At 68.5% G+C, this 25,150-nt stretch carries 22 protein-coding genes; 11 read left to right on the forward strand and 11 right to left on the reverse strand.

What is annotated here, in order from left to right; translation table 11 throughout:
- Positions 1 to 16 precede the first annotated feature (16 nt).
- Positions 17 to 943: an alpha/beta fold hydrolase gene (locus ASE34_RS07635; RefSeq protein ID WP_056278309.1), complete on the reverse strand. Its 927-nt coding sequence runs from the start codon at positions 941 to 943 to the stop codon at positions 17 to 19.
- 171 nt (positions 944 to 1,114) lie between these two features.
- Between ASE34_RS07635 and ASE34_RS07640 the strand changes: the two genes are divergently transcribed.
- From ASE34_RS07640 to ASE34_RS07650, 3 genes are read left to right on the forward strand one after another with little or no spacing between them, the layout of a single operon-like run.
- On the forward strand, positions 1,115 to 1,597 hold the full coding sequence (locus tag ASE34_RS07640; RefSeq protein WP_056278311.1) for a carboxymuconolactone decarboxylase family protein: 483 nt from the start codon (positions 1,115 to 1,117) through the stop codon (positions 1,595 to 1,597).
- Positions 1,594 to 2,316 carry a tyrosine-protein phosphatase gene (locus ASE34_RS07645; RefSeq protein ID WP_056278314.1) on the forward strand — a complete coding sequence of 241 codons (723 nt, stop codon included), beginning with the start codon at positions 1,594 to 1,596 and terminating at the stop codon, positions 2,314 to 2,316. Before ASE34_RS07640 ends, ASE34_RS07645 begins: the two co-directional genes overlap by 4 nt.
- Positions 2,317 to 2,349: 33 nt before the next feature.
- Positions 2,350 to 2,820 (forward strand): SIP domain-containing protein, encoded by a 471-nt coding sequence (locus ASE34_RS07650; protein WP_056279021.1) that lies wholly within the window; start codon positions 2,350 to 2,352, stop codon positions 2,818 to 2,820.
- Between the two features lie 13 nt (positions 2,821 to 2,833).
- On the opposite strand, the gene ASE34_RS07655 is transcribed toward ASE34_RS07650, so the two are convergent.
- The 4 genes from ASE34_RS07655 to ASE34_RS07670 all read right to left on the reverse strand — a co-directional run bounded on the left by ASE34_RS07655 (position 2,834) and on the right by ASE34_RS07670 (position 6,999).
- Positions 2,834 to 3,280: a hypothetical protein gene (locus ASE34_RS07655; RefSeq protein ID WP_053095702.1), complete on the reverse strand. Its 447-nt coding sequence runs from the start codon at positions 3,278 to 3,280 to the stop codon at positions 2,834 to 2,836.
- The gene (locus ASE34_RS07660) at positions 3,277 to 4,080 is read right to left on the reverse strand and encodes an arginase family protein (RefSeq protein ID WP_056278317.1); all 804 of its coding nucleotides are present in this window, start codon (positions 4,078 to 4,080) and stop codon (positions 3,277 to 3,279) included. Before ASE34_RS07660 ends, ASE34_RS07655 begins: the two co-directional genes overlap by 4 nt.
- 68 nt (positions 4,081 to 4,148) lie before the next feature.
- Positions 4,149 to 4,892 (reverse strand): PspA/IM30 family protein, encoded by a 744-nt coding sequence (locus ASE34_RS07665; protein ID WP_053095704.1) that lies wholly within the window; start codon positions 4,890 to 4,892, stop codon positions 4,149 to 4,151.
- A 55-nt stretch (positions 4,893 to 4,947) separates the two neighbouring features.
- Positions 4,948 to 6,999 (reverse strand): TPM domain-containing protein, encoded by a 2,052-nt coding sequence (locus ASE34_RS07670; protein WP_056278320.1) that lies wholly within the window; start codon positions 6,997 to 6,999, stop codon positions 4,948 to 4,950.
- 122 nt (positions 7,000 to 7,121) lie between these two features.
- Here ASE34_RS07670 and ASE34_RS07675 point away from each other — a divergent pair, with 122 nt between their 5' ends.
- The 5 genes from ASE34_RS07675 (at position 7,122) to ASE34_RS07695 (ending at position 11,183) form a co-directional block, all read left to right on the forward strand.
- Positions 7,122 to 7,961, forward strand: coding sequence for a DUF3097 domain-containing protein (locus tag ASE34_RS07675; protein ID WP_056278323.1), 840 nt, complete (start codon positions 7,122 to 7,124; stop codon positions 7,959 to 7,961).
- A 43-nt stretch (positions 7,962 to 8,004) separates the two neighbouring features.
- A complete protein-coding gene (gene trmB / locus ASE34_RS07680) occupies positions 8,005 to 8,730 on the forward strand; it encodes a tRNA (guanosine(46)-N7)-methyltransferase TrmB (RefSeq protein ID WP_053095707.1) in 726 nt (241 codons plus the stop codon).
- Complete coding sequence (locus ASE34_RS07685; protein WP_056278327.1) at positions 8,727 to 9,620, forward strand: CPBP family intramembrane glutamic endopeptidase; 894 nt, start codon at positions 8,727 to 8,729, stop codon at positions 9,618 to 9,620. The genes trmB and ASE34_RS07685 overlap by 4 nt, the downstream gene beginning before the upstream one ends.
- A 28-nt stretch (positions 9,621 to 9,648) precedes the next feature.
- The gene (locus ASE34_RS07690) at positions 9,649 to 10,041 is read left to right on the forward strand and encodes a DUF1304 domain-containing protein (protein ID WP_056278330.1); all 393 of its coding nucleotides are present in this window, start codon (positions 9,649 to 9,651) and stop codon (positions 10,039 to 10,041) included.
- Positions 10,042 to 10,106: 65 nt separating this feature from the next.
- Entirely contained in the window at positions 10,107 to 11,183 is a 1,077-nt protein-coding gene (locus ASE34_RS07695; RefSeq protein WP_200955166.1) for a DNA polymerase IV, read from the forward strand.
- A 15-nt stretch (positions 11,184 to 11,198) separates the two neighbouring features.
- On the opposite strand, the gene ASE34_RS07700 is transcribed toward ASE34_RS07695, so the two are convergent.
- The 3 genes from ASE34_RS07700 to ASE34_RS07710 all read right to left on the reverse strand — a co-directional run bounded on the left by ASE34_RS07700 (position 11,199) and on the right by ASE34_RS07710 (position 16,544).
- Complete coding sequence (locus ASE34_RS07700) at positions 11,199 to 11,600, reverse strand: RidA family protein (protein WP_056279023.1); 402 nt, start codon at positions 11,598 to 11,600, stop codon at positions 11,199 to 11,201.
- A gap of 88 nt (positions 11,601 to 11,688) precedes the next feature.
- Positions 11,689 to 14,250, reverse strand: coding sequence for a X2-like carbohydrate binding domain-containing protein (locus tag ASE34_RS07705; RefSeq protein ID WP_235567456.1), 2,562 nt, complete (start codon positions 14,248 to 14,250; stop codon positions 11,689 to 11,691).
- A gap of 89 nt (positions 14,251 to 14,339) precedes the next feature.
- Positions 14,340 to 16,544 carry an alpha-galactosidase gene (locus ASE34_RS07710; RefSeq protein ID WP_056278334.1) on the reverse strand — a complete coding sequence of 735 codons (2,205 nt, stop codon included), beginning with the start codon at positions 16,542 to 16,544 and terminating at the stop codon, positions 14,340 to 14,342.
- A gap of 164 nt (positions 16,545 to 16,708) precedes the next feature.
- On the opposite strand from ASE34_RS07710, the gene ASE34_RS07715 reads away from it, so the two are divergent.
- The 3 genes from ASE34_RS07715 (at position 16,709) to ASE34_RS07725 (ending at position 20,357) form a co-directional block, all read left to right on the forward strand.
- Positions 16,709 to 17,683, forward strand: a complete 975-nt coding sequence (locus ASE34_RS07715; protein ID WP_082586558.1) for an ABC transporter permease — start codon at positions 16,709 to 16,711, stop codon at positions 17,681 to 17,683.
- A complete protein-coding gene (locus ASE34_RS07720) occupies positions 17,680 to 18,663 on the forward strand; it encodes a carbohydrate ABC transporter permease (RefSeq protein ID WP_233277305.1) in 984 nt (327 codons plus the stop codon). Before ASE34_RS07715 ends, ASE34_RS07720 begins: the two co-directional genes overlap by 4 nt.
- 65 nt (positions 18,664 to 18,728) lie before the next feature.
- Positions 18,729 to 20,357: an extracellular solute-binding protein gene (locus ASE34_RS07725; protein ID WP_053095713.1), complete on the forward strand. Its 1,629-nt coding sequence runs from the start codon at positions 18,729 to 18,731 to the stop codon at positions 20,355 to 20,357.
- Positions 20,358 to 20,488: 131 nt separating this feature from the next.
- Here ASE34_RS07725 and ASE34_RS07730 read toward each other — a convergent pair whose 3' ends face one another.
- Genes ASE34_RS07730 through ASE34_RS07740 form a run of 3 tightly spaced genes read right to left on the reverse strand, consistent with a single transcriptional unit; the run spans position 20,489 to position 25,072 of the window.
- Positions 20,489 to 21,655, reverse strand: coding sequence for an ROK family transcriptional regulator (locus ASE34_RS07730; protein WP_056278338.1), 1,167 nt, complete (start codon positions 21,653 to 21,655; stop codon positions 20,489 to 20,491).
- Positions 21,655 to 22,659 (reverse strand): acetylxylan esterase, encoded by a 1,005-nt coding sequence (locus tag ASE34_RS07735; protein WP_200955168.1) that lies wholly within the window; start codon positions 22,657 to 22,659, stop codon positions 21,655 to 21,657. Before ASE34_RS07735 ends, ASE34_RS07730 begins: the two co-directional genes overlap by 1 nt.
- Complete coding sequence (locus ASE34_RS07740) at positions 22,649 to 25,072, reverse strand: glycosyl hydrolase family 95 catalytic domain-containing protein (RefSeq protein WP_082586559.1); 2,424 nt, start codon at positions 25,070 to 25,072, stop codon at positions 22,649 to 22,651. The genes ASE34_RS07735 and ASE34_RS07740 overlap by 11 nt, the downstream gene beginning before the upstream one ends.
- Between the last annotated feature and the right edge of the window lie 78 nt (positions 25,073 to 25,150).

The raw sequence follows: 25,150 nt of genomic DNA on the forward strand, positions 1-25,150 counted from the left end.
AATGTGGAACGGAACGTCACATTCCGTGCGGCGGGAGCGAGGACGAGATCACCGCGGCGAGCTGCCCGGGCGCGGTCTCCTGGACGTTGTGGGTGGCCTGGACAGCGACCACGCGGGCCTGAGGCAGACGATCGGCGAACTCCTGCGCATCCGCTGCGGTCACGAAGCCGTCGATCGCGCGGAGGAGCGTGAGGGGTGCCGACGTCTGCGAGAGATCCTGCCAGCCGGTGGTGTGAAGTGCGGACGGCGCCGAGACGTCGCCGCGGTCGTGCGCAGCGAGCGTCTGGGCCGCGAGGTGCGCGAAGTGGTGCTTCCACTCGACGCGGCCGTCGGCGCGCACGCGGGTGTTCAGGAACACGCCCCGCTCGGTCTCAGACCTGGCGCCCCCGAACCCGAACGTGATCGCGCGGTCGACGAGCTCGTCGCGCGTCTCGAAATCCGTGGGGCCGGCGTAGAACTCGCGTAGGGCGGCGGGCCCGGCGGACGTGTCGATGCCCGGGGTGATGTCGACCACGATCAGCCCCGACACGAGGTCGGGACGGGCAGCGGCAAGAGCTGCGCCGGTGAGGCCGCCGAGCGAGTGACCCACGACCAGCTGCGGGGCGTCCGTCCAGGCGTCGAGCGCCGCGGCGACGTCGAGGGCGAGAGTGCGAGGGGTGTAATCGAGGTCGTCGCGCCACGACGAGTCGCCGTGACCGGCGAGGTCGATCGCCAGCACCGGCTGCTGGAGCGCGAGCACCGTCGTGTCCCACGTGTGCGCATTGAGACCGGCGCCGTGCAGCAGTGTCACTCGAGGTGCCTCGTCGCCGAATCGCAGCGCGCTCACCTGGCGGCCGTCCGGCAGGGGCAGCGTCACGCGTCGAACGGACGGTTCGGAGACCCCCATCGTCTGCGCCTGTGCGGGAAGATAGCTGAACTCGCTGGTGTCGATCGCCACCTGCATATTCTGCTCTGCTTCGAGGGTGGTGGGGAAATGCGGGAGCATTATGTTTGCCGTAACCCGGCTCACCCTTGGCGAAAAGGTATTAAATCGGCGCTGTCATTTCGCGCTCTGCATTCTCGCTTCCTGTGAGCGGCTCGCCAGCTTGAGTGCACAACGGAATATCATTGAGCCATGAGCGAGACGCGAGTGCACCTCTCAAAGACCGAGCCGGCGGCCTACCAGGCGCTCGACGCCTTCGCCCGCACCGTGGGAGACATCTGCGCAGCCAACGGGATCGACGATCGGCTCAAGGAGATCGTGATGATCCACTCGTCGCAGCTCAACGGGTGCAGCTACTGCACGCGTCTGCATGTGGATCGCGCGCTCAAGGCGGGCATCGACACCGACACGCTCATGCAGATCGCGACGTGGCGCGAGAGCAATGTCTTCAGTGACCGCGAGGAAGCCGCGCTCGAGCTCGCCGAGGCTTTCACCTTCATTTCCGAGGAGGGCATCTCCGACGACGTGTACGACCGGGTCGGTGGAGTGTTCACCGAGAAGGAGTACGCGGCACTGAGCTGGGCCTGCATCTCGATCAACGCCTTCAACCGAGTCGTGATCGCCGGAAGATACCCGGTTCCGCCGCGCTCGCCGCAGGCGCAGGCGCAGGCATGAGCGTTCTCGAGGTCGACGGGGTCAACAACTTCCGCGACGTCGGAGGGATGCTCGCAGACGGTGGTCGGATCCGTTCGGGCGTGCTGTTGCGATCCGGCCAGCTCTCGGCGGCGACCACTGCCGGGGTGAACGAGGTCCGTCGCCGCGTCGCTCACATCGTCGATCTCCGCGACGGCGAAGAGGTCGCTGCAGAGCCGACCGAGATCGAGGGTCCCGACACCACTCACCTTCCGCTGTTCCTCGGATCCGTGCGGTCGTTCTTCGAGACGGACACGAGCCTGGAGGATCTCTACCTGCACCTGCTCGAGGAGAGCGGAGATCGGCTCGTCGCCGCGATCCGCATCATCGCCGAGGGGGAGCCGACTCTCGTCCACTGCACGGTCGGCAAGGACCGCACCGGGGTGACCGTCGCGCTCGCGCTCGCCGCAGCGGGCGCCGACCGTGAGGCGATCGTCGCGGACTACGCGCTCACGGAGTCGCTGCTGCCCGCCGAGCGGTCGCAGCGCATCGCCGCGTACCTGAGGTCGCAGCATCCGCAGGCGGTGCACGCCGTCGCTCTGGCGACGCAGTCGCCGGCACCGGTGATGCGGGCGCTGCTCGAGCAGGTCGACGAACGTTGGGGTTCGGCCGCCGGCTACCTGCGCGCGAACGGGATGACGGACCAGGAACTCGAGGCTCTGCGACGCGCACTTGTGGAAGAAGTCCCCGAGCAAGGTTAGGCAACCCTTCATATGCTGTATGATGGATGCATCATGGAGACCTTCCTCGAGACCCGCAGCACGCGTGCCGAGCGCCGCGCCGCACGTCGCCGTGCTCACCACCTGGTGACGGCCGACGAGCACTCGCTCGCCGAGCTCGAGGTCTTCCTCGCCACTCTGCCGCTGTGCGCGTCGGGTCGGATCTTCATCGAGGTCGCCGACGCGTCCGACATCGGCGTGATCGAAGCCCCTGGACGCATGACGGTCACGTGGCTCGCTCGATCCCAGCGATCGGGCGCACCGGGAAGCGGGCGAGCGTGCGCACCCGGCGAGGCTCTCGCCCGAGCGACCTGCGCGTGGGCAGACGAGATGCTCTGCGACGACGAGCTCGACACCCACGTCACCCTTCTCGGAGGCTTCCTCGGCACGGCTGACATCGTCGAGCACCTGACGGGCGCCCTCGAGATCCAGCCTGCTCAGATCCACGCTCCGGAGCGTTTCGGGCTGCTGCCCGTCGACCGCTGAGCGCTTCCGCGCTCTACGGCCGCGACCTGCTGCGGCGGACGTAGTTGCCGTCTTCCAGGCCTGCCTCGATCTCGAAGCGGTTGCGCAGCGGATCCCTGCCCGCGAACAGGTAGAGCACCGGAAGCAGGATGCCGTAGCGCAGCCACTGCGCCTTGTGCACCGCCTCGTGGCGCAGCACGGCGTCGCTCGGACGGGCGTCACCCGTCAGGAAGCAGCCGCCGACGCACACTCCGCCGCGGTTGAACGTCCAGTTCGGCATCCCCTGGAACACCCACAGGCCCGATCGGCGTTCGACGGGACCCGTGCTCCACAGGGACCCCCAGATCCAGCCCACGGACGTGCCCCACCAGTAGCCGATCCGGCTGATCGGCGAACGCAGGAGGAACGCGGGGATCCGGCGGTCGAGTCTCCGACCGCGAGCCACAGCGCGCTCGGCGGCCGGCCGCCAGTCGGACGTCATGCGACGGCTCCGACGAGACGGAGCAGCGCGCCGAGGTCGTCGACCGCGTCAGCGGGTGAGCGAGGGGCGAACCCCGCGATGGTGGCGCCCGCCAGCGGCACACGGGACCGCAGTGCGCGGATCGCGGTGCTCAGACTCGCGGGCGAGAGTCCGAACGGTGCGGGGGAGGAGACGCCGGCGATCTCCGCAGGGTCGAGCACATCGACGTCGATGTGCACCCATACGCGGCGCGCGCCGGTCGCTTCGACCGCGTCGGCGAGAGCGTCGGGCGATTCCAGATCGTCGACGGAGAGCTGGGCGAGGCCGTCGAGGGCGGTGACCTCGTCGTCGTCGAGATTGCGCATGCCCACCGTGACCACCCGATCGCGGGGGATCCCGGGCGAGAGCGCGAGTTGAGGCTCTCCGTCGCCGAGTACCGCGCGGAGCGCCATGCCGGAGAACGCTCCGGAGGGTGAGGTGTCCGGCGTGTGCAGGTCGGCGTGGGCATCGCACCACACGACGGCCAGGTCGTCGGTTCCGCCGGGAAGAGCCGCCAGGGCGGCGACGGTCACGCTGCAGTCGCCGCCGATGATCACGGTGTCGGCGGTCATGCCGGTTTCGACGAGCTCTCGGGTGCGAAGGAGAGCGCTGAGTCGGCGGACGCCGGTGCCGAGGGATTCACCGGCTTCGACCGGCACATCGAGCACCGTGGTCGCGGCACGCGGAAGGTCGCCGGCGATCGCCGAGGCGCCGTCGACGAGCAGCATCGCGCGAGCGGCGGGGGAGCCCTGCCACTGCGGGACGACGAGGAAACGCACCATGGGTGCCTCCAGCTGAGAAAGAGGAGCGGGTGCCTCGGACGCGAGGATCCGAGGCACCCGCAGGTGTGTCAGGAGCCTTCGATGGCCTGGCGAGGGGCGGAGCCGCCCGCCTTCAGCTCGGCGAGACGAGCCTCGACCTCGGTGAGCTCACCGAGGTCTTCGAGGCTCTCGAACTGAGCGTCGAGGCTGGATGCCGCGAGCTCGATCTTGCCCTGGGCGAGGGCCTCCTGACGGCGGACCTTGTCTTCGAAACGTCCCAGCTCGCTGGTGGGGTCGAGGACGTTGATCGAGGAGACCGCATCCTGCACCTTCGTCTGAGCCTCGGCGACCTTGGCGCGGGCGAGCAGCTCGCTGCGCTTGTTCTTCAGCTCGCCGAGCTTGTCCTTCATGCCGTTGAGGCCGGACTTCAGCTTGTCGACGATCTCGGTCTGAGCGGCGATCTGCGGCTCGGCCCCGGTCGCCTCGCGCTCGGCGCTGATCTGGCGCTGCAGAGCGATCTTCGCGAGGTTGTCGAACTTGTCGGCATCGGCGGCGTCGCCGGTGGAGCGCATCTCGTCGGCCTTGCGGCTGGCGGCGAGAGCCTTGTTGCCCCACTCGGTGGCGGCCTGGACGTCTTCCTCGTGGTCGCGCTCCAGCAGACGCAGGTTGCCGATGGTCTCGGCGATGGCCGACTCGGCGTCGGCGATGCTGTTCGTGTAGTCGCGAACGAGCTGGTCGATCATCTTCTGCGGGTCTTCCGCAGAGTCCAGGAGCGAGTTGATGTTCGCGCGGACGAGGGTCGAGATACGTCCGAAGATGGACTGCTTGGTCATGCGTGGTTCCTTTCAGAGGGTCGGACTCGATGTCTGGGGTCGATAGGTGTGCGGTTCAGAAGCGTCGCCCTCCCGAACGGCCGCTGCGGCCGCTGGAGCGGCTGCCGCCGCCTCCACCGAAACCGGAGCTGCGGAACCCGCCGCCACCGCTGGAACGCCAGCTGCTGCTGCGCGAGGAGCCGCCACCTCCGCCGCCGCCCGAGAGCAGACCGCCGATGATGCCGCCCAGGATGTCGCCACCCAGGCCGGAACCGCCGGAGCCTGATCCGCCGCCGCCGAAGATGCTGCCGCCGGCGCCGCCCCATCCGCTCTCATAGCGGCTCGGGCTCATAGCCGCGACATCCGCCTGGGCGGATGAGGTGGCCTGCCGGGCGAGTTCGAGCGCGCGTCCTGCTTCTGCGAGCGCGGTCTCGGGATCCGACGACCGCAGACTCACGGCCTGAGTAAGGGTCGCGTCGGCCTGGGAGAGGCGGGTGCGAGCCGTGGAGCCGACCGTTCCCCGCCGCGTCTCGATGTACTCGCGCGCTGCTCGGATCTCGGAGCCCGCCTGCGTCAGGGTCTGCTCGAGAAGCTGCTGCACGCGTCGCGCCCGTTCCACGGCCTGGGTGCCCTCCGCGATCGCGGCGTCGATCTGCGTGTTCGCCGCGCTGAGCGCTTCGAGCACGCGCTGCGGACTGCGCGATGCTCCGGAGAGGTCGGCCTGCGCACGCTGCAGCTGCTGCGAGGTTGCGGCCGCGACCGCGGCGAGCGTGCCTCCGGCGTCAGGCAGCTGCTGTGCCGCGGCGATGTCGGCCTGCAGCTCGGCGACGAGAGCCTGCGCCTGCGATTCGATACGGGAGAGTTCGGTGCCCAGCGCGTTGATGGCCTCGACCAGCTGTGTCGCCTGCGCCACCGACTGCTCGGCCGTGCGGATGGCGAACGCCGCCTCGCCGGAGCGACCGGCCGCTATCGCCTGCTGCGCGGCCTCGATCGAGCGGTCGGCGAGGGCTGCCCGCTCCTGAGCCTGTGCCGGGTTGTCGGACACCGTGCTCAGTGCCGATGCGTCGTAGGTGGCGGACAGCGCGGCCAGAGCGGGAGCCGCGGAAGTCAGAAGCGGGACGAGAGCGGCTCGCTCGCCGCGGACTCTGTCGAGTTCCTGTGGTGCGTTCTGCTCGAGCTTGCGGAGCGCGTCGAACGCGTCGGTGTTCTCGTCGAGGACGTCGTCGATCTCGTCGCACAGCCGGATGATGCGGATGTGCCAGGCGCGGCGATCGTGGACGGTGTCCTCGATCTCGTCGTCGAGCTTCTGCTTCAGATCGAAGGCCTCGGACATCTTCGACTTCGCGGTCTCGACTGCTCCGCTGAACTCGGCGGTCGCCGCGTCGCCGAACTGGGCGACGGCGAAGCCGAGCTCCTCGCGGCTCGAGGTGATCGCATCGTCCGCCTGCACGAGTGCGGCCCCCGCCTGCGTCTCCACCTGCTCGTCGGTCAGCGTGGAGAACGGATCGTTCGGATCGGGCGTCTCGGGCATGGCGCCACGCCTGCGGATCGCGGCATTGCGACGCGCGCGGCGAATGAGGGCGATGATCAGCCAGATGATCAGGCCGACCGCGATGACGGCGACCACGATCAGTGTGGCCCGTAGAGCGCCCGCACCGCCGTCGCCCTCGATCTCGTCGGCGGCGAGGACGATCATGCCCTCCCAGTCCTCTTGTGCGGCCAGACCCTGGATCTTGTCTTCCACGTCGTCGAGCTTGCTGTCGCTGAGCGGGCCGTCGGGTGCTGCCGAGATGTAGTAGCTGCGTCCCTCTACCGCGATCGCGAGCAGGTACTGCTCGGAGCCGAGGTTGTTGTTCTCTGCGACGGTATCGGCCCAGGCGATGTTGTCGGTCGGCGAGGTGAAGTCATCGACGAGGACGACGAAGAGATCGGACGAGGAATTGTCGCTGAGCGTCTGGAGTCGAGCCTCGACGGCGTCCTCTTGGCTCGGGCTGAGGACGTCGGCGTCGTCCGTCACGTATCCCGAGTCGAGCGTCACGGGGTCGGTCGCGGAGGCAGCAGATGCGGAGAACGCGGCTGCTGCAGCCGCCGCCGTCAGTGCGGCCAGCGCCAGCCACCGTGTCTTCATCGTGTTCCCTCCGACCGGCAGCCGAGCCCCATGGCACGAGTCTATGCACAGAGGCCGACACGCGACACCTTCCGAGGGGGGATAGCCGTTCGCCCTCAGCGGAGACACATACGCTGGATGGCATGGACGACAGGTACGGATCCGATGTGCTCGCTGCCGGCTGGAGGGAACGAGCAGCCAAGCCGGTGCCGCAGGTTCCCGCCGAGCTCGATCTCGTCGTCGAGGTGGCGCAGGACGGATTCTGCGGAGCGGTCACACGGGTGCAGGGCGGCAACGTCGAACTCGAGGACCGGGTGGGGCGCAAGCGCCTCTTCCCGCTCGGAGGCGGGTTCCTGATCGACGGATCACCGGTGCGGCTCACGGTCCCGGCCGCGAAGGAGCAGGGCCTCCGACGCACGGCATCCGGCTCGTTCGTCGCCGCCGATCAACGAGCCAGGGTCGCGCTTCCCAGCCGGATCCTGGTCGAGGGCAAGCACGACGCCGAGCTGGTCGAGAAGGTATGGGGAGCGGACCTGCGGGTCGAGGGCGTCGTCGTCGAGTTCCTGCAGGGAGTCGACTTGCTCGACGAGCTGCTCGCCGCAGAGCCTCCCAGCGCATCGCGCCGCTACGGGGTCCTCGTGGATCACCTCGTGCCCGGGTCGAAGGAATCGCGCATCGCCGACGCCGTCGCCCGGGGTCCGCACGGCAGGCATGTGAAGATCGTCGGCCACCCGTTCGTGGATGTCTGGCAGTGCGTCACCCCTCGGGCTCTCGGTATCGCGAGATGGCCGGAGATCCCCCGGGGCACGGACTGGAAGACCGGGATCTGCCGCGCATTCGGGTGGCCGTACGAGACGCAGGCGGACACCGGTCGCGCCTGGCAGCACATCCTGTCGAAGGTGCACACCTACCGCGACCTCGAGCCCGCGCTCCTCGGTCGGGTGGAGGAGCTGATCGACTTCGTGACGGCACCGGCCTCCTGACCCGCGGTCGGTGGCGTTCAGCGCCGCCGACTACCCTGGAAGCATGCCCGAACCCCGCACCTTCCGCGACGAACCGGTCTCCTTCGTGCGCCGCAGCGGCCGGATGTCCGATGCTCAGGAGCGCGCGTTCGAAGAGCTCGGACCGCACTACCTCCTCGACGTGCCCCGCGATGTCGCCTGGACCTCGGTGCACCCGGAGGCGCGTCTCGATCCCGCCTCCGAGTACGGGCGGGATGCGGACCTGTACGTCGAGATCGGCTCCGGTCAGGGGCACGCCATCGTCGCCGCCGCATCGTCCCGCCCCGACGACGACTTCCTCGCGGTCGAGGTCTTCCGCGCGGGTCTCGCCAGGACCATGCTCGACGCCGACCGCGAAGGCGCTCGCAACGTCCGCGTGGTCGAGGCGAATGCGCCGGAGGTGCTCTCGTCGTACCTCCCCGAAGCGGCAGCGGCAGAGGTCTGGATCTTCTTCCCTGATCCGTGGCACAAGAAGAAGCACACCAAGCGCCGTCTCGTCCGCCAGGGGTTCGCCGACACCGCCGCTCGCGCACTCCGTGACGGCGGTCTGCTCCGCCTCGCGACCGACTGGGAGGACTACGCGCTGCAGATGCGCGAGGTGCTCGACGCGGAGCCTCTGTTCGAGCGCGCCTTCGACGGCGACTGGGCCGAGCGATTCGATGGACGCGTCATGACCGCATTCGAACGCAAGGGGATCGCCAAGGGGCGAGACATCCGCGATCTCGTGTATCGGCGGAAGTCGCGCGCGTGATCACCGCGCAGCGCATCTCGGCGACGTGGCCGGCGGTCGTCTCCGCGCTCTTCGTGTGCGCTGCGGCGCCGGCGTTCTTCGTGGTGCAGATCCCGTGGCTCGGCTGGGCGCTGCTCGCACTCGGCGTCGGGAGCGCGTGGCTCGTCGAGCGCCGTCTGCCGGTGACGGCGGATCAGACGGTGCGCGTGGGCACGCGTCGCGAGAGCGCCCGAGTCGTGGGGACCAGCCGTCAGCCCTCACTCACCAGGGACCTGTCCCTGATCGCCCTCGGCATGCTCATCGTCAGCGTGATCCCGCTCGCGGCAGAGCTCGACAACCTCGCGATGCTGCGGTTCACGCTCGCCCTCGGCGGCGCGGTGGCGGTTCCGTACGTCGTCTCCCGCTTCGTGTTCCGCGACCGGGCGATCGGCTTCCCCTGGCGGGCGCACCGCCGGTGGGGGCGCCTGCAGTGGGGCTGGCTCGTCGCCGTCCTGGTGCTCGGCTGGCTGATCCTGCCGTTCTACTTCATCACCAGCGGCGTCTATCAGAACTGGCCGGTCGTGGACTCGCCCGACCTCATCGCCCGGCTGTTCGTCGGCGTCGGAGCGGTCGGCATCTGGGACGAGCTGTTCTTCATCTGCACCGTCTTCGCCCTGCTGCGCAGGCATTTCCCCGACGCCCTCGCCAACGTGCTGCAGATGATCGTGTTCGTCTCATTCCTGTGGGAGCTGGGCTATCGCGAGTGGGGACCGCTGCTGACCATCCCGTTCGCGCTGCTGCAGGGGTTCATCTTCATGCGGACGCACTCGCTGGCCTATGTCGTCACGGTGCACCTGCTGTTCGATGCGGTGGTGTTCGGGGTGCTCGTACACGCCCACAACCCCGGGCTTCTGCCGATCTTCCTGATCTAGCGCGAGCGGACATCGATACGATCGAGTCATGCTCATCGTCGGACTCGTCCTCGCCGCGGCCGCTGCCGCCTTCCACGTCTTCATCTTCGCGCTCGAGTCGCTGAGATGGACAGAGCCCGAGACGAGGAAGATCTTCGGCGTCGCGAGCGAGGCGGACGCCCTCACGACGAAGGCGCTCGCCTTCAACCAGGGCTTCTACAACCTGTTCCTCGCGCTGACCGCGCTGCTCGGCGTTGGCTTCGTGATCATCGGCTTCACAACGGTGGGACTGACTCTCGTGTTCGCCGGAACGGGGATGATGCTCGCCGCCGCACTGGTGCTGATCCTCTCCGATCGCACGAAGGCGCGTGCCGCGGTGATGCAGGGCACGCTGCCGCTCCTCGCCCTGATCGCGACCGCGATCGCCGTCTCGATCGGCTGATCTCGGTGATGCGCTGATCGTCTCCGAGGGGTGACAACTCGCTCGGCACGGGCCACACTCGGTGCATGACCGACTGGGTGCTGCACGTCGACATGGATCAGTTCATCGCTGCGGTCGAGGTGCTGCGCCGACCGGAGCTCGCAGGGCTCCCCGTGATCGTCGGCGGCCGGGGCGACCCGACGGAGCGCGCCGTCGTGTCGACGGCGTCGTACGAGGCGCGGAAGTTCGGCATCGGATCCGGCATGCCGCTGAAGATCGCGGCACGTAAGGCGCCTGAGAACGCGGTCTTCCTGCCGGTGGACCACGACGCGTATGAGTCGGCCTCGACCGAGGTGATGTCGACACTGCGTGCGCTGCCCGGGGTGGTGCTCGAGGTCATCGGCTGGGACGAGTGCTTTCTCGGCGTGACCACGGACGACCCCGAGCAGACGGCGCGCAGCGCGCAGAACGCGGTGCTCGAGTCGACGGCACTGCACTGCTCGGTCGGCATCGGCGACAACAAGGTGCGGGCCAAGATCGCCACGGAGTTCGGCAAGCCCCGGGGTGTCTTCCGGCTCACCGCCGAGAACTGGTTCGACGTGATGGGAGACCGGCCTACTCGGGGCCTGTGGGGAGTCGGCCCGAAGGTTCAGAAGCGGCTCGCCACCCGCGGCATCACGACGGTCCGGGAACTCGCTGACGCGGACGAGGCAGAGCTCATCGCGGAGTTCGGACCGCGGATGGGCGTCTGGTACCACGGGCTGGGCTCGGGTCTCGGTCCGACCGTGGTCGACAGCACCCCATGGGTGGCCCGTAGCCACAGTCGCGAGATGACGTACCAGCAGAACCTCACGACGACTGCAGAGGTTCAGGCGGCGCTGACCGAACTGGCGGGGCAGGCCTTCGACGACTGCGCAGCCGAGGGGCGCCCGGTCGTCCGCGTGCATCTGAAGGTGCGCTATCCGCCGTTCGAGACCAAGACCTTCGGCCGCAAGCTGCCGGAGCCGACCACCCGGCGCGCGACGGTCATCGAGGCGGCACTGGCGCTCGGTGCCACGCTCGATCACGACCGGGAGGTCAGACTGCTCGGCGTTCGCGCGGAGATGGCGATGCCCGAGGGCGGTGACTCGGCCGAGCGGACCCCGGTGCGCGGAAGGATCTGAGTCGGCGCGCCGCGGTCATTCACGGATGACGGCGGCGATCGCGCTCACCTCGATCACTGCGCCCGGGACGCCGAGCCCGGCCACGAGGGCTGCGGTCACCAGCGGAGGGGCGCCATCACGGGCGAGCGTCGCTGCGACGGCACCGTAGGCGGCACGAAGATCGGCATCCTGGTGGATGTAGATCGTCCAGCTGATGACATCGTCGAGGCCTGCGCCCGCCGACTCGAGCGCGATCCGAGCGTTCTCGACCGCGCGGAGCGACTGCTCGGCGGCATCCGTCGAGACGAGCGCGCCCGTCTCATCGACGCCGTTCTGGCCGCCGACGTGGATCGTCGTGGCCCCGGGCGGGACGACGGCGACATGACTGAAGGCGGGGCTCACGACGAGTCCCGCCGGCTGTGCGAGTGTGATCTCCATCTGCAGAGTCTGCATCCGGGGGCGGACATCCGCGAGAGGGTTCGTCGGCGGTGCGTCGGGGCGGGCACGGGGCCCGCCCCGACGGGGGTCAGCCGACCTTCTTGACCGTGTATCGGAACACGTCCGTGCGGAGCACGTCTCCTGACGTCTTCACGACCTTGATCGTGTGCTCGCCGTCCTTCAGCCCGGTCGCCTCGAACAGGGTCTGATTCGAGACGCGCGACTCGGCGTGGGTGTCGACGCTCTTCACCTTCTTGCCGTCGATGTACACATCGACGGCTCCCTGGTCGGGTGCCTTCGGGCCGAGCCACGCGACGCCCGTCCCGCGGAACGTGAACGACACGGAGTCGCCGTCGGCCGTGGTGGCGTGGACATCGTCGAGATGGTCTCCGGTGAACGCGAAGTCCAGCGTCGCGTCTCCCACCGGGAGCGCGGCGAGGTACGACGACTTCAGTGTGACCGTCGATCCGGACAGCGTGTAGTCGGCGTCGCGCTCGAGCGGCTCACCGCCGAGGCTGATCGAGGAGAGCTCGCTCGGGTCGCGCAGCACATCGACCGTCACGTCGGCGGGAGCGGCCTTGTTGAACGCACCCGAGGTCGTGCTCAGCTGGCTGTCGAGAGTGACGACGAGCTTGTCGAGCAGCATGAAGGATCCGGACTTCTTGACCACCCGCAGGGTGTGACTTCCGCTCGCGAGATCGGCGACGGCGTAGACCACCTGCTGGGAGAGGCGCCCGTCGGCCGCGGGCAGCGAGGTGTCGACGGTCTCGACCAGCTGTCCGTCGAGGTAGACCTCGACCTCGCCCTGCGATTCGTGCTTCTCGGTGACGTACTGGATCCCGGTTCCCTGGAACGTGTACTCGAAGGCCGCTCCGTTCGTCTCGACGTAGTGGACGTCGTCGCCGTGGTCGCCCAGCCCGCGGTTGTTGCTGTCGCCCCAGGACCCGCTGTAGCCGATGCGTGAATCGTCGTCGTTCAGGGTCACTGTCAGCCCGGTGGCGGGCGGTTCGGGCGTGCCTCCACCCGGGGTGTCGGACACCGCGACGGTGAAGGGCTGCGATGTCGCAGGCACCTCGTTGCCGTCGTTGCGCACCCACGCCCCGTCGTAGCCGACCCGCAGCGAGTCGTCGTTGACGGTGAGTGCCGCCTGCTTCGCGGGCGTCACCTTCAGCAGGCGCACGCCGTGGATCGGCACGCTCTCGGCGGTGAAGCCCTCCGCTTCCGATCCCAGGTTCTTGCCGGCCCAGAGATCGCGGACCTTCGCGGAGCCGTCGAGTCCGATGTCGGACCAGTCGACCGTGATGTCGGCGTCTGCACGGCCCAGGTTGTACAGCGCCACGGTGTAGGTGCCATCCGGGTTCAGTGCGTACCAGACCTGCTGCTTCGTCGCCGTCGAGACGGGGCGAGCGGGCACGCCTGCCTGGTTCACGGCGATGACCTCGCGGTTGGTGATCAGCTCGAGCCCGTACTCGTCGAGGTTCGTCAGATCGTTGCCCAGGTACATCGGCGCCGCGGAGGTGGCCCAGAGCGTCGTCGCGGTGCGGCGTTCGTCGCGCGTGAGGCCGTCCATCTTCCCGTTGCCCACGTTGAGGGAGTCGAGGTCGTTCCAGCCTGCGGGCCCGGCGTGGCGCCACCAGTCCGAGAGCCTCGGGAACAGGCGAGCGACGTTCTCCCAGGTGGTCAGGGCCTCATCGCCGCAGTAGCATTCGACGTCCCAGTCGATGCGCCAGCCGTCTGCATACTGCTTCCAGTAGTCCGCGTAGTCGATGTCGACGGCCCAGGAGAGCTCGAACCAGATGTCGTTGCGGTCGAGCGCCCGCGACCAGGCGGCGACCTCCTCGCGGGCGTCCATCGACAGGTCGCTGATTCCGGAGCCGGGGGTGACGCTGTCGAACTTGATGAAGTCGACTCCCCATTCGCCGAGCAGATCGGCGATCGAGTCGATGTACTTCTCGGTGCAGGGGTTGTCGAAGTCGAGTCGGTACCCGAAGCCCCAGTAGTCGCCCTGCTGGAGAGGCTGCTTGAGCAGATTCTCGGTCGTGCAGCCGGGAGCGCCGTAGATCGGGAGCGCCTTCTGCGCCGTCTCGAGGCTCATCCCGGGAATCAGATACAGACCCACCTTCTGGCCGTTGTCGTGCACGTGGTCGATCACCGCGTCGAGCCCGTCGGGGAACAGCGTCGTGCTGGGAATGGGGCGTCCGTACTCGTCCTGGCCTCCGTTCCAGCCGGCGTCGATGTTGATGTAGTCGTAGCCGAAATCCTGGAGCTTGTCATGCATGGCATCCGACTGAGCCATGATCTGATCGGCGGTGATCCACTGGCCTCCTTCGTACACCTGCATGCTGTAGCTGCTCCAGCCCATGTAGGGGGCAGTCGATCGGTTCGAGATGCCGTCTTCGGTCTCGTCCGCAGGCGTGCGCGTCGCATCCGCCGGTGGCTCCTGCTCCGGGGTGCTCGAGGGAGCAGGTTCCGGTGCCGGCTCTTCAGTCGGTGCCGGCTCTTCGGTCGGTGCCGGGTCGTCCGTCGGCGCGGGAGCCGTCGTCGGCGTCGTCTCCGGCGCCGGAGTCGGTTCCGGTGTCGCCTCGGTGGCCCAGCTCGCGCCAGGTGCCAGAGCGAGGACGATCGCTGTCGCGGCGAGTGCCGCGGTCAACGAGGCCGCTCTCCTTCTCTGTCGGTGTGCGTTCATTGCTTTCCTCTCGTTCGACTGCTCTGTCGGGGGATGGGAAGGAGGTGTGACCGTCAGCCGTCTGCGCGCCTGATCTCGATGAGCATCGCCTGCTGCGGATTGAGCGTCGGCAGGGGGACGCCGGCGGTGACGAGGACGGACCCCGGCATCTCGACCGGGACGGCGACGGCGGCCGTCACCCACTCGGGGTCTCCACCGTGTCTGCTCGACGCGCCGAGATCTTCGCGGATCCGGACGGTGTACGGCGCAGCGGCATCCAGTCCGGGAAAACGCACCCGACCGGACTGGCCCGATGCCGATGTCGTGAACCGGCTCCAGGTGAACAGCGCTTCGGATGCGTCTCGGGCCACGATTCCCGAGAGTGATGTCGCGGGATCCGCGAGGTCCGCGTTGACGACGCGACCGCTGTGCAGCAGGTCGCGGAATTCGCGGTACATCGCGGTCCAGCGGGCGATCGCCGCCAGTTCGCCGTCGTCGACGACGGTGAGGTCCTGCTCGATGCCGGCGTGCGCGGTCAGCGACGTCGCCAGACGGAACGACAGATCGGTGGTGCGGGCGGTGGTGTGCGATCGCGCGGAGCCGAGGTGGGAGCCGATGAGTTCGGGAGGCACGAGGCTGCGCGTCCACCGCTCGATCTGGACGCGTTCGACCGGATCGTTGCAGTCCGAGGCCCAGACACGATCGGTGCGGTCGAGGATCCCGAGGTCGATGCGTCCGCCGCCGCCCGAGCATGTCTCGATCTCGAGCCCCGGGTGCCGCGACCGCAGCTCGTCGAGCAGGCGGTAGAGCGCGGCCGTCTGCCGGTGCACGCTGGGCCTGTCCCCATCGCCGCCGCGACTGACCGCTTCGAGAAGATCGCGGTTGTGATCCCATTTCAGGTAATCGATCGAGTGCTCGCGCACGAGAGCGTCGAGACGCGCGAGAAGGTAGTCGTACGCCTCGGGGCGCGCGATGTCGAGAACGTGCTGCGACCGGGATTCCGGGCCGAGGCCCTCGGCCGGACCCAGTACCCAGTCCGGATGGGCGCGCGCGAGATCGGAGTCGAGATTGATCATCTCGGGCTCGAACCAGAGACCGAACTGCATCCCCTGAGCACGCACGACATCGACGAGGGGCCCGAGTCCGTCCGGCCACACCTCATCGTCGACGAACCAGTCGCCCAGGCCGGCATCTGCTTCGCGGCGTCCGCGGAACCAGCCGTCGTCGAGCACGATGCGCTCGACCCCCACCTCCGCCGCACGCTCGATCAGCGCGGTGAGGCGCTCGAGGTCGTGGTCGAAGTAGACCGCCTCCCAGGTGTTGAGCACCAGGGGTCGCGGCGAGCGCGGATGCGTCGGACGCGCGCGCAGGCGCCCGTGGAGTCGGTCGCTGATGGCGTCGAGTCCGCTGTCGGACCAGAGGAACAGCGCGGTCGGTGCGTCGTAGCGGTCGCCGTCTTCGAGGATGATCTCGCCTGGGTGGAGCTCCTCGCCGGCTCCGATGACCGAACTGAACACGCCAGCGCCCTCGGGAAGGCGCTCGGCGAGGTACTGCTGTTCACCGCTCCACGCGAGGTGCACGGCCCAGATCTCTCCGTGCCGGAAGCCGAATCCGGCGGTTCCGGCCGCGAGCAGGAAGGGCGAGTCGTGTCCCGGCTTGCCGCGGTGCGCGGCGCGACGGTGGGTGCCGAAGCCGAAGGGCGAACGCTGCGGGGAGCGCTCACGGCACCACTTCCCGGTGAAGTCGAGGATCTCGGTCGCGCGCTCGGGGAGCGGAAGCAGCGACAGCACGGCGCCCACCGTGTAGGGGGTCCGACCGATGCGCGGACTGAGGGCGGCGTCGCGTGCGAGGGACGTGTCGACCGCGAGAACTCCGTGCGGGTCGAGGTGATATGCGAGTTCGGTGCGGATGCCGCTGATCGTGTCGTCGAACCGGAGGACGATGCGCCCGCCGACGCCGTCGGACGGGATCTCGACATCGTGTCCCACGAGTCGAGGTCGGGGGGTCGTGGCGCGTCCGCTCGCGTGACCGGAGAGAGCTGCGGTTCCCGACCAGCCCTCGTGCTCGGTGGGCAGTGCGGAGAAGGCACGCGGGATGTCGGGGGAGTTGTTCAGCTGGGCGGGCCCGGCCGTGAGGGCGAGCGCCGAGACGGCTGCGGGATCGAGGTCTCCGAGGTCCGCGCCCCAGTGCAGCACACGGGGGATCGGGTCGGAGATCTGGACGATGAAGGCGGCACCAGCGGCGCGGAGTGCGACGACGGTGTCTGCACGGGAAGTCATGGGATGAGACCCTCCGGTAGTTACTTGACAACGTCAATAAATCACGTTTGAGATGGACGTGCAAGCGATCCCTCGAAATCGCCGACCGGAAATCGAGCGTTTACTTTTTCGGCTCGGCGTGATTTTATTACGACGTAAAGTAATCCTGCCCTGGGAGGGCGATCATGAAGCTCAGTGCTGAGCACGCACCACCGGTCGAGATCTCGCCGCCGAGTCCTCGACGCACCGACGCACGTTCGCGATTCGTCCGCAGCCTGCGCCGCTACTGGCAGCTGTACCTGCTGCTGCTCCTGCCCGTCATCTGGTTCATCGTGTTCCGATACGTGCCGATGGCCAACGCGGTCATCGCGTTCAAGAACTACAACCCCATCGACGGCGTGTGGGGGAGTCCCTGGGTGGGAGTCGACAACTTCACCGCACTCTTCCGCAACCCGGTGTTCCCCAAGCTCATCGGCAACACGTTCATCCTCGCGGTCTACACCCTCATCGCGAGCTTCCCGCTGCCGATCATCCTCGCGATCCTGCTCAACGAGGTCCGACTGCGGTTCTTCACCCGCACGGTCCAGCTCGTCACGTACGCGCCGTACTTCATCTCCACCGTCGTGATCGTGTCGATGACGATCCTGCTGCTGTCTCCACGCGTGGGCCTCCTGGGCCGGACGCTGAGCTTCTTCGGCGCAGGTCAGGTCGATCTGCTGGCGAGCGCCGACTTCTTCCGGCACATCTATGTGGCGACAGACATCTGGACGACCACCGGGTACTCCGCGGTCATCTACCTCGCCGCCCTCGCGTCCGTGGACACCTCCCTCTACGAGGCCGCCAAGATCGACGGCGCATCACGGCTGCAGAAGATCTGGTACGTCGACCTGCCGTCCCTGCTGCCGACAGCGACGATCATCCTGATCCTCGGGGTCGGCAACATCATGGCGATCGGGTTCGAGAAGGCGTTCCTCCTGCAGAACGCACTGAACCTCTCGACGTCGGAGATCATCCCGACGTACGTCTACAAGACCGGCATCCTGAACGCCAACTTCAGCCTCGGAGCCACCATCGGACTCTTCAACGCCGTCATCAGCCTCGTGCTCCTGCTCGTCGTCAACGGCATATCCAAGCGAGTGACAGGAAGTGGGCTGTGGTGAGCACCGTGATCAGAGAGCAGCCCCTGCTCACCGAGGAGATCGTCGTCGGATCGGGCTCAGGGCGCGGCCGCCGCCGACGGGACCCCCTGGCCTCCGGGGTGAAGGTGAAGGAGACCAGAGCGGATCGCGTCTTCGTGATCGCCGCCTACCTGCTGTTGACGGTCTTCCTGCTCGTCGTGCTCCTGCCACTGCTGAACATCGTCGCCAGCTCGTTCTCCAGCCCTCAGGCGGTGTCATCCGGCCGGGTGCTGTTCTGGCCCGTCGACTTCACCCTCCGTGGGTACACCGAAGCTCTCAACAACCCCGCGATCCTCCGCGGATTCGGCAACTCTGTGTTCTACACCGTGGTCGGCACGATCATCAGCGTCGCCGGGACGGTCGCCATCGCGTATCCGCTGTCCAGGGCGAACCTGTTCGGGCGCAAGACCCTCACCGGCGGCGTCGTCTTCACGATGCTGTTCTCCGGCGGAGTGATCCCGATGTACATCGTCGTCCAGTCGCTCGGCCTGCTCGACACCCGATGGTCGATGCTCCTCCCGAACGCGATCGGCGTCTGGCAGGTGATCATCGCGATGGTCTACTTCCGCTCGTCGATCCCCGACGAGGTCTACGAGGCGGCACAGCTCGACGGTGCGAGCGAACTCCGCATCCTCTGGACCATCGTGCTGCCGCTCGCCAAGCCGCTGCTCGCGGTCATCGCGCTGATGTACGCGATCATGCAGTGGAACTCGTACTTCGACGCGCTGCTCTATCTGCGCGACGCCGACCTGCAGCCGCTGCAGCTCGTGCTGCGAGGCATCCTCATCCTCAACGACGGCGGAGGCGGCGGTGACCTGGCCGCCCAGCTCGAACGTCGAGAGCTCGCCGACCTGCTCAAGTACTCGACCGTCATCATCGCCACCGTGCCGATGCTGATCGTGTACCCGTTCGTCGCGAAGCACTTCAGCAAGGGGATCATGGTCGGCGCCGTCAAGGGCTGACCACTCCTCTCACAGACCCACCACACACACCCGCACACCTGAACCGGTCAAAGGAGATTCCGGCAATGACACACCGCATCACACGAGGCGCGATCGCGGCGGTCACCGTCGTCGCGACGGGACTGGCGCTCGCCGCCTGCACCCCGGCGAGCGACGACAACGGCCAGCTCGTCGCATTCGGCCCGCAGGGCGAGAACGGCTCGCTCAAGGACAATCTGTTCACCCAGGAGGTCGAGAAGAAGTTCGACATCGACTTCGACTGGCAGACCACGACCTACGACGGCAGCGTCGCGGGGGAGAAGCGACAGATCTCGCTCGCCAGCGGCGACTACCCCGACGCGTACTTCCTCGTGCCGTGGGTCGACGGATTCTCGCGCAATGAGATCCTCAAGTACGGGCAGCAGGGGGTGCTCGTGCCCCTCGAAGACCTCATCGACGAATACGCCCCCAACCTCGCCGAGCGATTCGAGGAGAAGCCCGATTGGAAGCAGTCGGTCACCGCGCCTGACGGCCACATCTACGCGATCACCCAGTGGAGCGAGTGCTTCCACTGCAGCTACCCGTCGAAGCTCTGGATGAACACGACCTGGCTCGACGCCCTGGGACTCGAGCAGCCGACCACCACCGAGGAGCTGCGCACGGTGCTGCGCGCCTTCAAGGACGGCGACCCGAACGGCAACGGCGCCGCCGACGAGGTGCCGCTGAGCGGCTCGGCGTCGGAGCCGATCATCAACTATCTGATGAACGCCTTCACCTATGCGCCGGTCGGCGGACCCTCGAGCCCGCCACCTCTCGTGCTCGACGGCGATGAGGTCGCGCTCAACGCCACCTCGGACAGCTGGCGGGCGGGGCTGGAGTACATCACGTCGCTGGCGCAGGAAGGGCTGCTCGACACCGGGGCGTTCACGCAGAACGGCGACGCCCTCAAGGCGCTCGGAGACAGCGGGGACGCGCAGATCCTCGGCTCCGCCGTCACGCTGCACCCGTACGTGTTCGTCTCGGCGGACTCTCCTGACGGACGTGACAAGAACTACGACGCGGTCGCGCCGATCGCGGGTCCGGACGGCACTCAGCTCGCCACGTGGCGGTCGCCGGTGAATCCGGTGGGCACGTTCGCGCTGACCAACAAGTCGACCGAGGACGAGCGCATCGAGGCCATCAAGCTGCTCGACTACCTCGCGACGGACGAGGGCCAGATCCGCGCGTCGATGGGACCGGAGGGGGAGGCGTGGGTGCCCGCGGTCGACGGCGACCTCGCGCTCGACCCCGAGCTCGAGCCGACATTCCGTCCCATCACGTATGACGAGACCTCCAACGCCGCGTGGCGTTCGATGTCGCAGTACTGGGACTCGCTGGAGTTCCGCAACGCCCAGGTCGTGCCGGAGGACATCTACACGCCCGACGGATACGAGCGACGTCTGCTCTACGCGACGCAGGAGTACGAGCCCTTCCAGCCCGACGAGAGCGTGATCTTCCCGATCGAGAAGCTGTGGCCCGACCTCGAGACCTCGGCCGAGCTCGCGGAGCTGCAGACGAACATCGCCACCTACATCACGCAGGCCCAGGCGGAGTTCGTCACGGGGCAGCGCGACATCACGGACGACGGCGCGTGGGACGCGTACGTCGCCGACATCGAGGGCCTCGGGCTCGCACGCTACCTGGAGCTGCTGCAGACCGCGTACGACGCACTCTGATCGACACGGGATGCGCGGGACGGATCATCCGTCCCGCGCATCTCTGCATTGCGGACCGTGGCGGGCTGGGCGCGAGAAGGGGACGGATGCCGATGGCATCCGTCCCCTTCTCTTCCGCTCGTCCCGAACGGTCAGCGCACGAGCGACTGGATGGCGGCGGCGGATGCGCCTCGCGCCCAGTCCTCGAAGGTGTGCGGACGGGTCAGGATGCGGCAGCGCGCCGCAGCGCCGAACGCGTGCGCCTCGAACGCGTCGTGCAGGGTCTTCTCGAACAGGTCGAAGTCCGAGACGCCCTCGCCGCCGATGATGACGACCTCGGGACCGGTGAGGTTCACGAGGGTGGCGATGGCCGTGCCGATGAGGCGGGCCGCTTCGCGGAATGCGGCGTCGGCGTCGGCGTCTCCGGCGTGGGCGAGAGCCACGGCTTCATCGATCGCGACCGGCCGGCCGAGGGCACCGGAGACCGCCGCCTCGATCGCTCCGGTCGAGGCGGCGGCCTCGACGCAGCCGCGACGCCCGCACGGGCAGACGAGTGCCGGATCGGCGAGCGGCAGGTGCCCGATCTCGCCCGCGACACCGAACGCCCCGCTCACGACCTCTCCGTTGAGGTGCAGTCCGCTGCCGATCCCGCGTCCGATGGTGACGATCGCGAACGAGGCGGTGCCGAGCCCGACACCGAACCAGTGCTCTCCGATCGTCAGCGCGTGCACGTCGTTCTCGAGCGTGACGGGCCAGGGGAGGCGCTCCTGGAGCAGGTCGCCGAGCGGCACGTCCGCCCACCCCATGATGTTCGACTCGCGCACGATCCCGGCGATGCTGTCGACGTCACCCGACACCGACACTCCGACTCCCGCGATGGCCGACGCGCTCTCGCCGAGCTCGGCCGCGAGCGCGGCGACGACGTCGGAGATGGCGTCGATGACGGTGTGCGGATCGTCGGCGGGAAGCGCACGACGGGTGCTGGCGAGCACGGTCGTGGCGAGATCGGTCGCGACGGCGATGATCTCGTCGACGTTGACCTTGACGCCGATCATGACCATCGACTCGAGGACGATGGAGACGGGGCTCACCGGGCGTCCGGGGGTGCCGTCGCGGTGCGAGGCGGGCGGCGCGTCGACGAGGCCGGCCGCGACGAGCGGGGCCACCGCCTTCGTGACGGCGGCCTGGGAGAGCCCCGTCTGGCGGGCGATGTCGATCCGGCTGATGGGACTGCGCGTCAGGATCGTCTCGAAGACCCGTGATCCCGCGTCGGACGCCGAGCGGATCAGGGTGGTTCGCGCTGCGGTGTCGTGGTCCATCAGGTCCTTCGTGTCGTGTCGGCTATCGTAGCGAATCCGCCGTGAGGCGGTCGGCTGTGCAGGCCCAGGTGCTCGGCCGCGAACTCCAGGGCGTTCTCCTCGTCGAGGTCTCCGCCGGCCTCGTGCCCGTTGTACGGCCACAGGACCACGGTCTTATGGCCGCCGTACGCGGCGAATGCGGGCAGCACGGTCTCGGGCGGCGCGATGCCGTCGAGGAGTCCCGTGCTCAGCAGAGCCGGGGCCGTCGCACGCTTCGCGTGGTTGATCCCGTCGAAATATCGGAGCGTCTCGAGAGCCGCTGCGGCGTCGCCGCGCCGATCCGCGAAGTACTGGGTGAGCAAGGTGTACGGGTGCTCGGTGCTCAGCGTGGCGGCCCGGTCGAGTTCGCAGAGGAAAGGTGCCTGCACGATCGCGACAGCGAGGTCGGGGACCAGGCCGGCGATCGCCAGCGCGATTCCACCTCCCTGGCTCGCGCCGACCGCGCCGACGCGATCCGCGTCGACGACGTCGACGGCACGGAGCGCGTCGACGGCTCGCACGGCATCCGCATACACCCTGCGGTAGTAGTACTCCTGAGGCGAGCGGATGCCGCGGGTGAGGAATCCGCCGGCGGACGGACCGCCGTCGGCATGATCGTCATCGGTGTCGCCGTGTCCCTGCCCCCGCGCGTCCACCACCAAGTGCGCGTAGCCCGCGGCAGCCCACCGCAGATCGCGCAGGGCATGACCTCGGCCGTTGCCGTAGCCGAAGAACTGCACGAGCCCGGGGAGGGGCTCCGCGGCACCGTGCGGCACGCGCAGCCAAGCATGGATCGGTGTTCCGCCGTACCCGCGGAACGACACGTCGTACACGTCTATCTGAGTCAGACGCGTGGGCATCGGGGTCACGGAGAGGTCGAGCGGAAAGCTCCGAGTGCGAGCGATCGTGTCCGCCCAGAAGGCATCGAAGTCATCAGGCTCGGTCTGCGTGGTGGGGGCGACGACATCACGCACCTCACCGCGCACGGGACTCCTCCTGGTCGGCCGACGCGGAGAAGAGAAGATCATGATCGGCGAGGTCGATCCGAGCGCCCGGCGGCACAGCGATGATCGCCTCCCGCTCGCCGTTCGAGACGGAGACCTCCCTGTCGCGCTCGCCGGGGTTGCGGAGAGCACCCGAGATCACCCGCCCGTCCGCCCAGGCGAGGTCGAGCACGAGGCCCGGTCGCACGGCGATGCCCTGGACGTCTCCGTGGGTCCAGGATGCGGGGAGCGCGGGAAGCAGACGCACTGTGCGGCCGTGGCTCTGCACGAGCATCTCGGTGATCGCGGCGGGGAATCCGAGGTTGCCGTCGATCTGGAAGGGCGGATGCGTGCTGAGGAGGTTGGGGAGCAGGCCTCCCCACTCCGAGCCGTCGACGGGCCCGTGCCGCGTGGCGTCGCCGTCGAACGGCGTCAGCGCCTCCTCGAGCAGCGATGCGGCGATGTCGCCCTGCCGTGCCCTGGCACGCAGTGCCACCTTCCACGCCCAGGACCAGCCCATGGCTCCCGGCCCGCGTGCGTCGATGAGCGCCACAGACGCGTCGAACAGCTCCGGAGTCCGCTCGGGCGTCACCTGGTCGAGCGGGAAGAGTCCGACCACGGGGGAGAGGTGCCGGTGCAGCGGTTCATGCTCGTCGACCTCTTCGGACCATTCGAGCAGTCGGCCGTCGGAGCCGATGCGCAACGGAGCGAGGGCTGCCAGCGCCTCGCGCACCTCGGCTTCCAGTGCGTCGTCGATGCCGAGTCGGCGGATCGCGACGAGCGCGCGCTCGAAGAGCGAGCCGATGAGGCTGAGATCCGACGTCGCGGTCAGGCCGAGCGGCGTCGGCAGACCTTCGGCGGCCACATAGGAGTTCTCGGGGGCCGTCGACGGCGAGGTGTGCAGGTGCCCGTCGGGGCCCGGAGTCAGCCAGTCGAGGCAGAACTCCACCGCGCCCCGCATCAGCGGCCAGATGCGAGCGCGGAGCAGCTCATCGTCGCCACCGAACTCGTACGCGTCCCAGAGATTGTGGGTGAGCCAGACTCCGCCCATCATCCAGATCGCCCAGCTCGCCGCCCCGTGCCCGTCGCCGACCGGCAGGCTCCACCCCCAGACGTCGCTGTTGTGATGGGCGACCCATCCGCGCGTTCCGTACAGCTCCCTGGCGGTGTCGGAGCCGGTGCGGGCGAGGCGCTCGACGAGGGAGATCAACGGCTCGAGGACATCAGGATCGAGCAGCATCGGCGCCGCCCAGTAGTTCATCTCGGTGTTGATGTTGATCGTGTAGTTCGACGACCAGGCCGGTTGCAGCTGGTCGTTCCAGATCCCCTGCAGGTTGGCCGCAGGGCTGCCGGCACGAGAGCTCGACGCGAGGAGGTACATCCCGAATTCGGCGGCGATCGTCGCGCGGAGCAGGGGGTCGGAGCCGCGGAGAACGTCGCGATCGACGCTCCACTCGCCCTCACGCCGACTGCCGATCGCGAATCGCGCCCGAGTCATGCGGCGCCGGTCGGCGACGTGCTCGGCGAGGAGAGACGAGGCGTCGCGCTGAGCCGCGGCCTCCGCCCTCTCTCGTGCGCGATCCCGGATCGCCTCGCGTGAGGCGGTCCGCCAGTCCCCGTCGGCGTCGGCCCACCACGACCCGGCGCGCGACGAAGTGGACAGGGCGATCAGCAGGCGGCGGGCATGGCGGACGACGATGCGATCGTCGTGGCGACCCACCTCGCCATCCGAGTCGAGGGAGACGGCGACGGCCGCGTAGGCGTCGAACTCGGCATCGTCGTCGGCATAGCGCAGGGGGTCGACGGAGTCCTCGTGCAGCGGGGCGCCGTCGATCGGAACCTGCACATCCAGCACGAGCGCGTCGGACGCGTCGACGACGCGACCGCGGAGCGGGGTGGACAGCTCGACGGTGGTCTCGAACTCGTCGTCCGAGGTGAGCTCGATGATCAGGGCGCGAGCCGGAGCCGAGACCCAGGACCGTCGCGTCACTCGGCCGGCGGGGGTGCGCAGTGACTCGACGAGGGTCGCCCTGTCGAGATCGAGGATGCGAGCGGGGACGGTCTCATCCGATCGAGCGTCCGCCACGCGCACGAGCAGATCGGCGAGAGGGAGGAACTCCTGCGAGTAGGGACCCTCGAACGCCATCAGCAGCTCCTCCGCCCGGCGCACGTCGGCGGCTGCGAGGGCCTCGCGCACAGCCGCGAGCCGTTCGGGGCCGGCACCCCCGGCGCGCACCTTCTGCAGTGCACGCGCGGGGCCGTCGGGCGTTCCCGACCAGATCGTCGAGTCGTTCAGCTGATAGTGGCCGTCGGAGCCGCCGAACGCCATCGCGCCGATGCGGCCGTTGCCGAGGGGCGTCGCCTCCTCCCAGCGGGTGGCGGGGGCGTCCCAGGTGAGGCGCAGGGTGTCGGTCATCGCACTCCGGTGTGTTCGATCGATCTCGATGTCACCGTCAGCGTAGGCGGCATTAATTGCCGCTGTCAAGTAATCCGA

The organism is Microbacterium sp. Root280D1 (assembly GCF_001428975.1).
Lineage (GTDB): Bacteria > Actinomycetota > Actinomycetes > Actinomycetales > Microbacteriaceae > Microbacterium.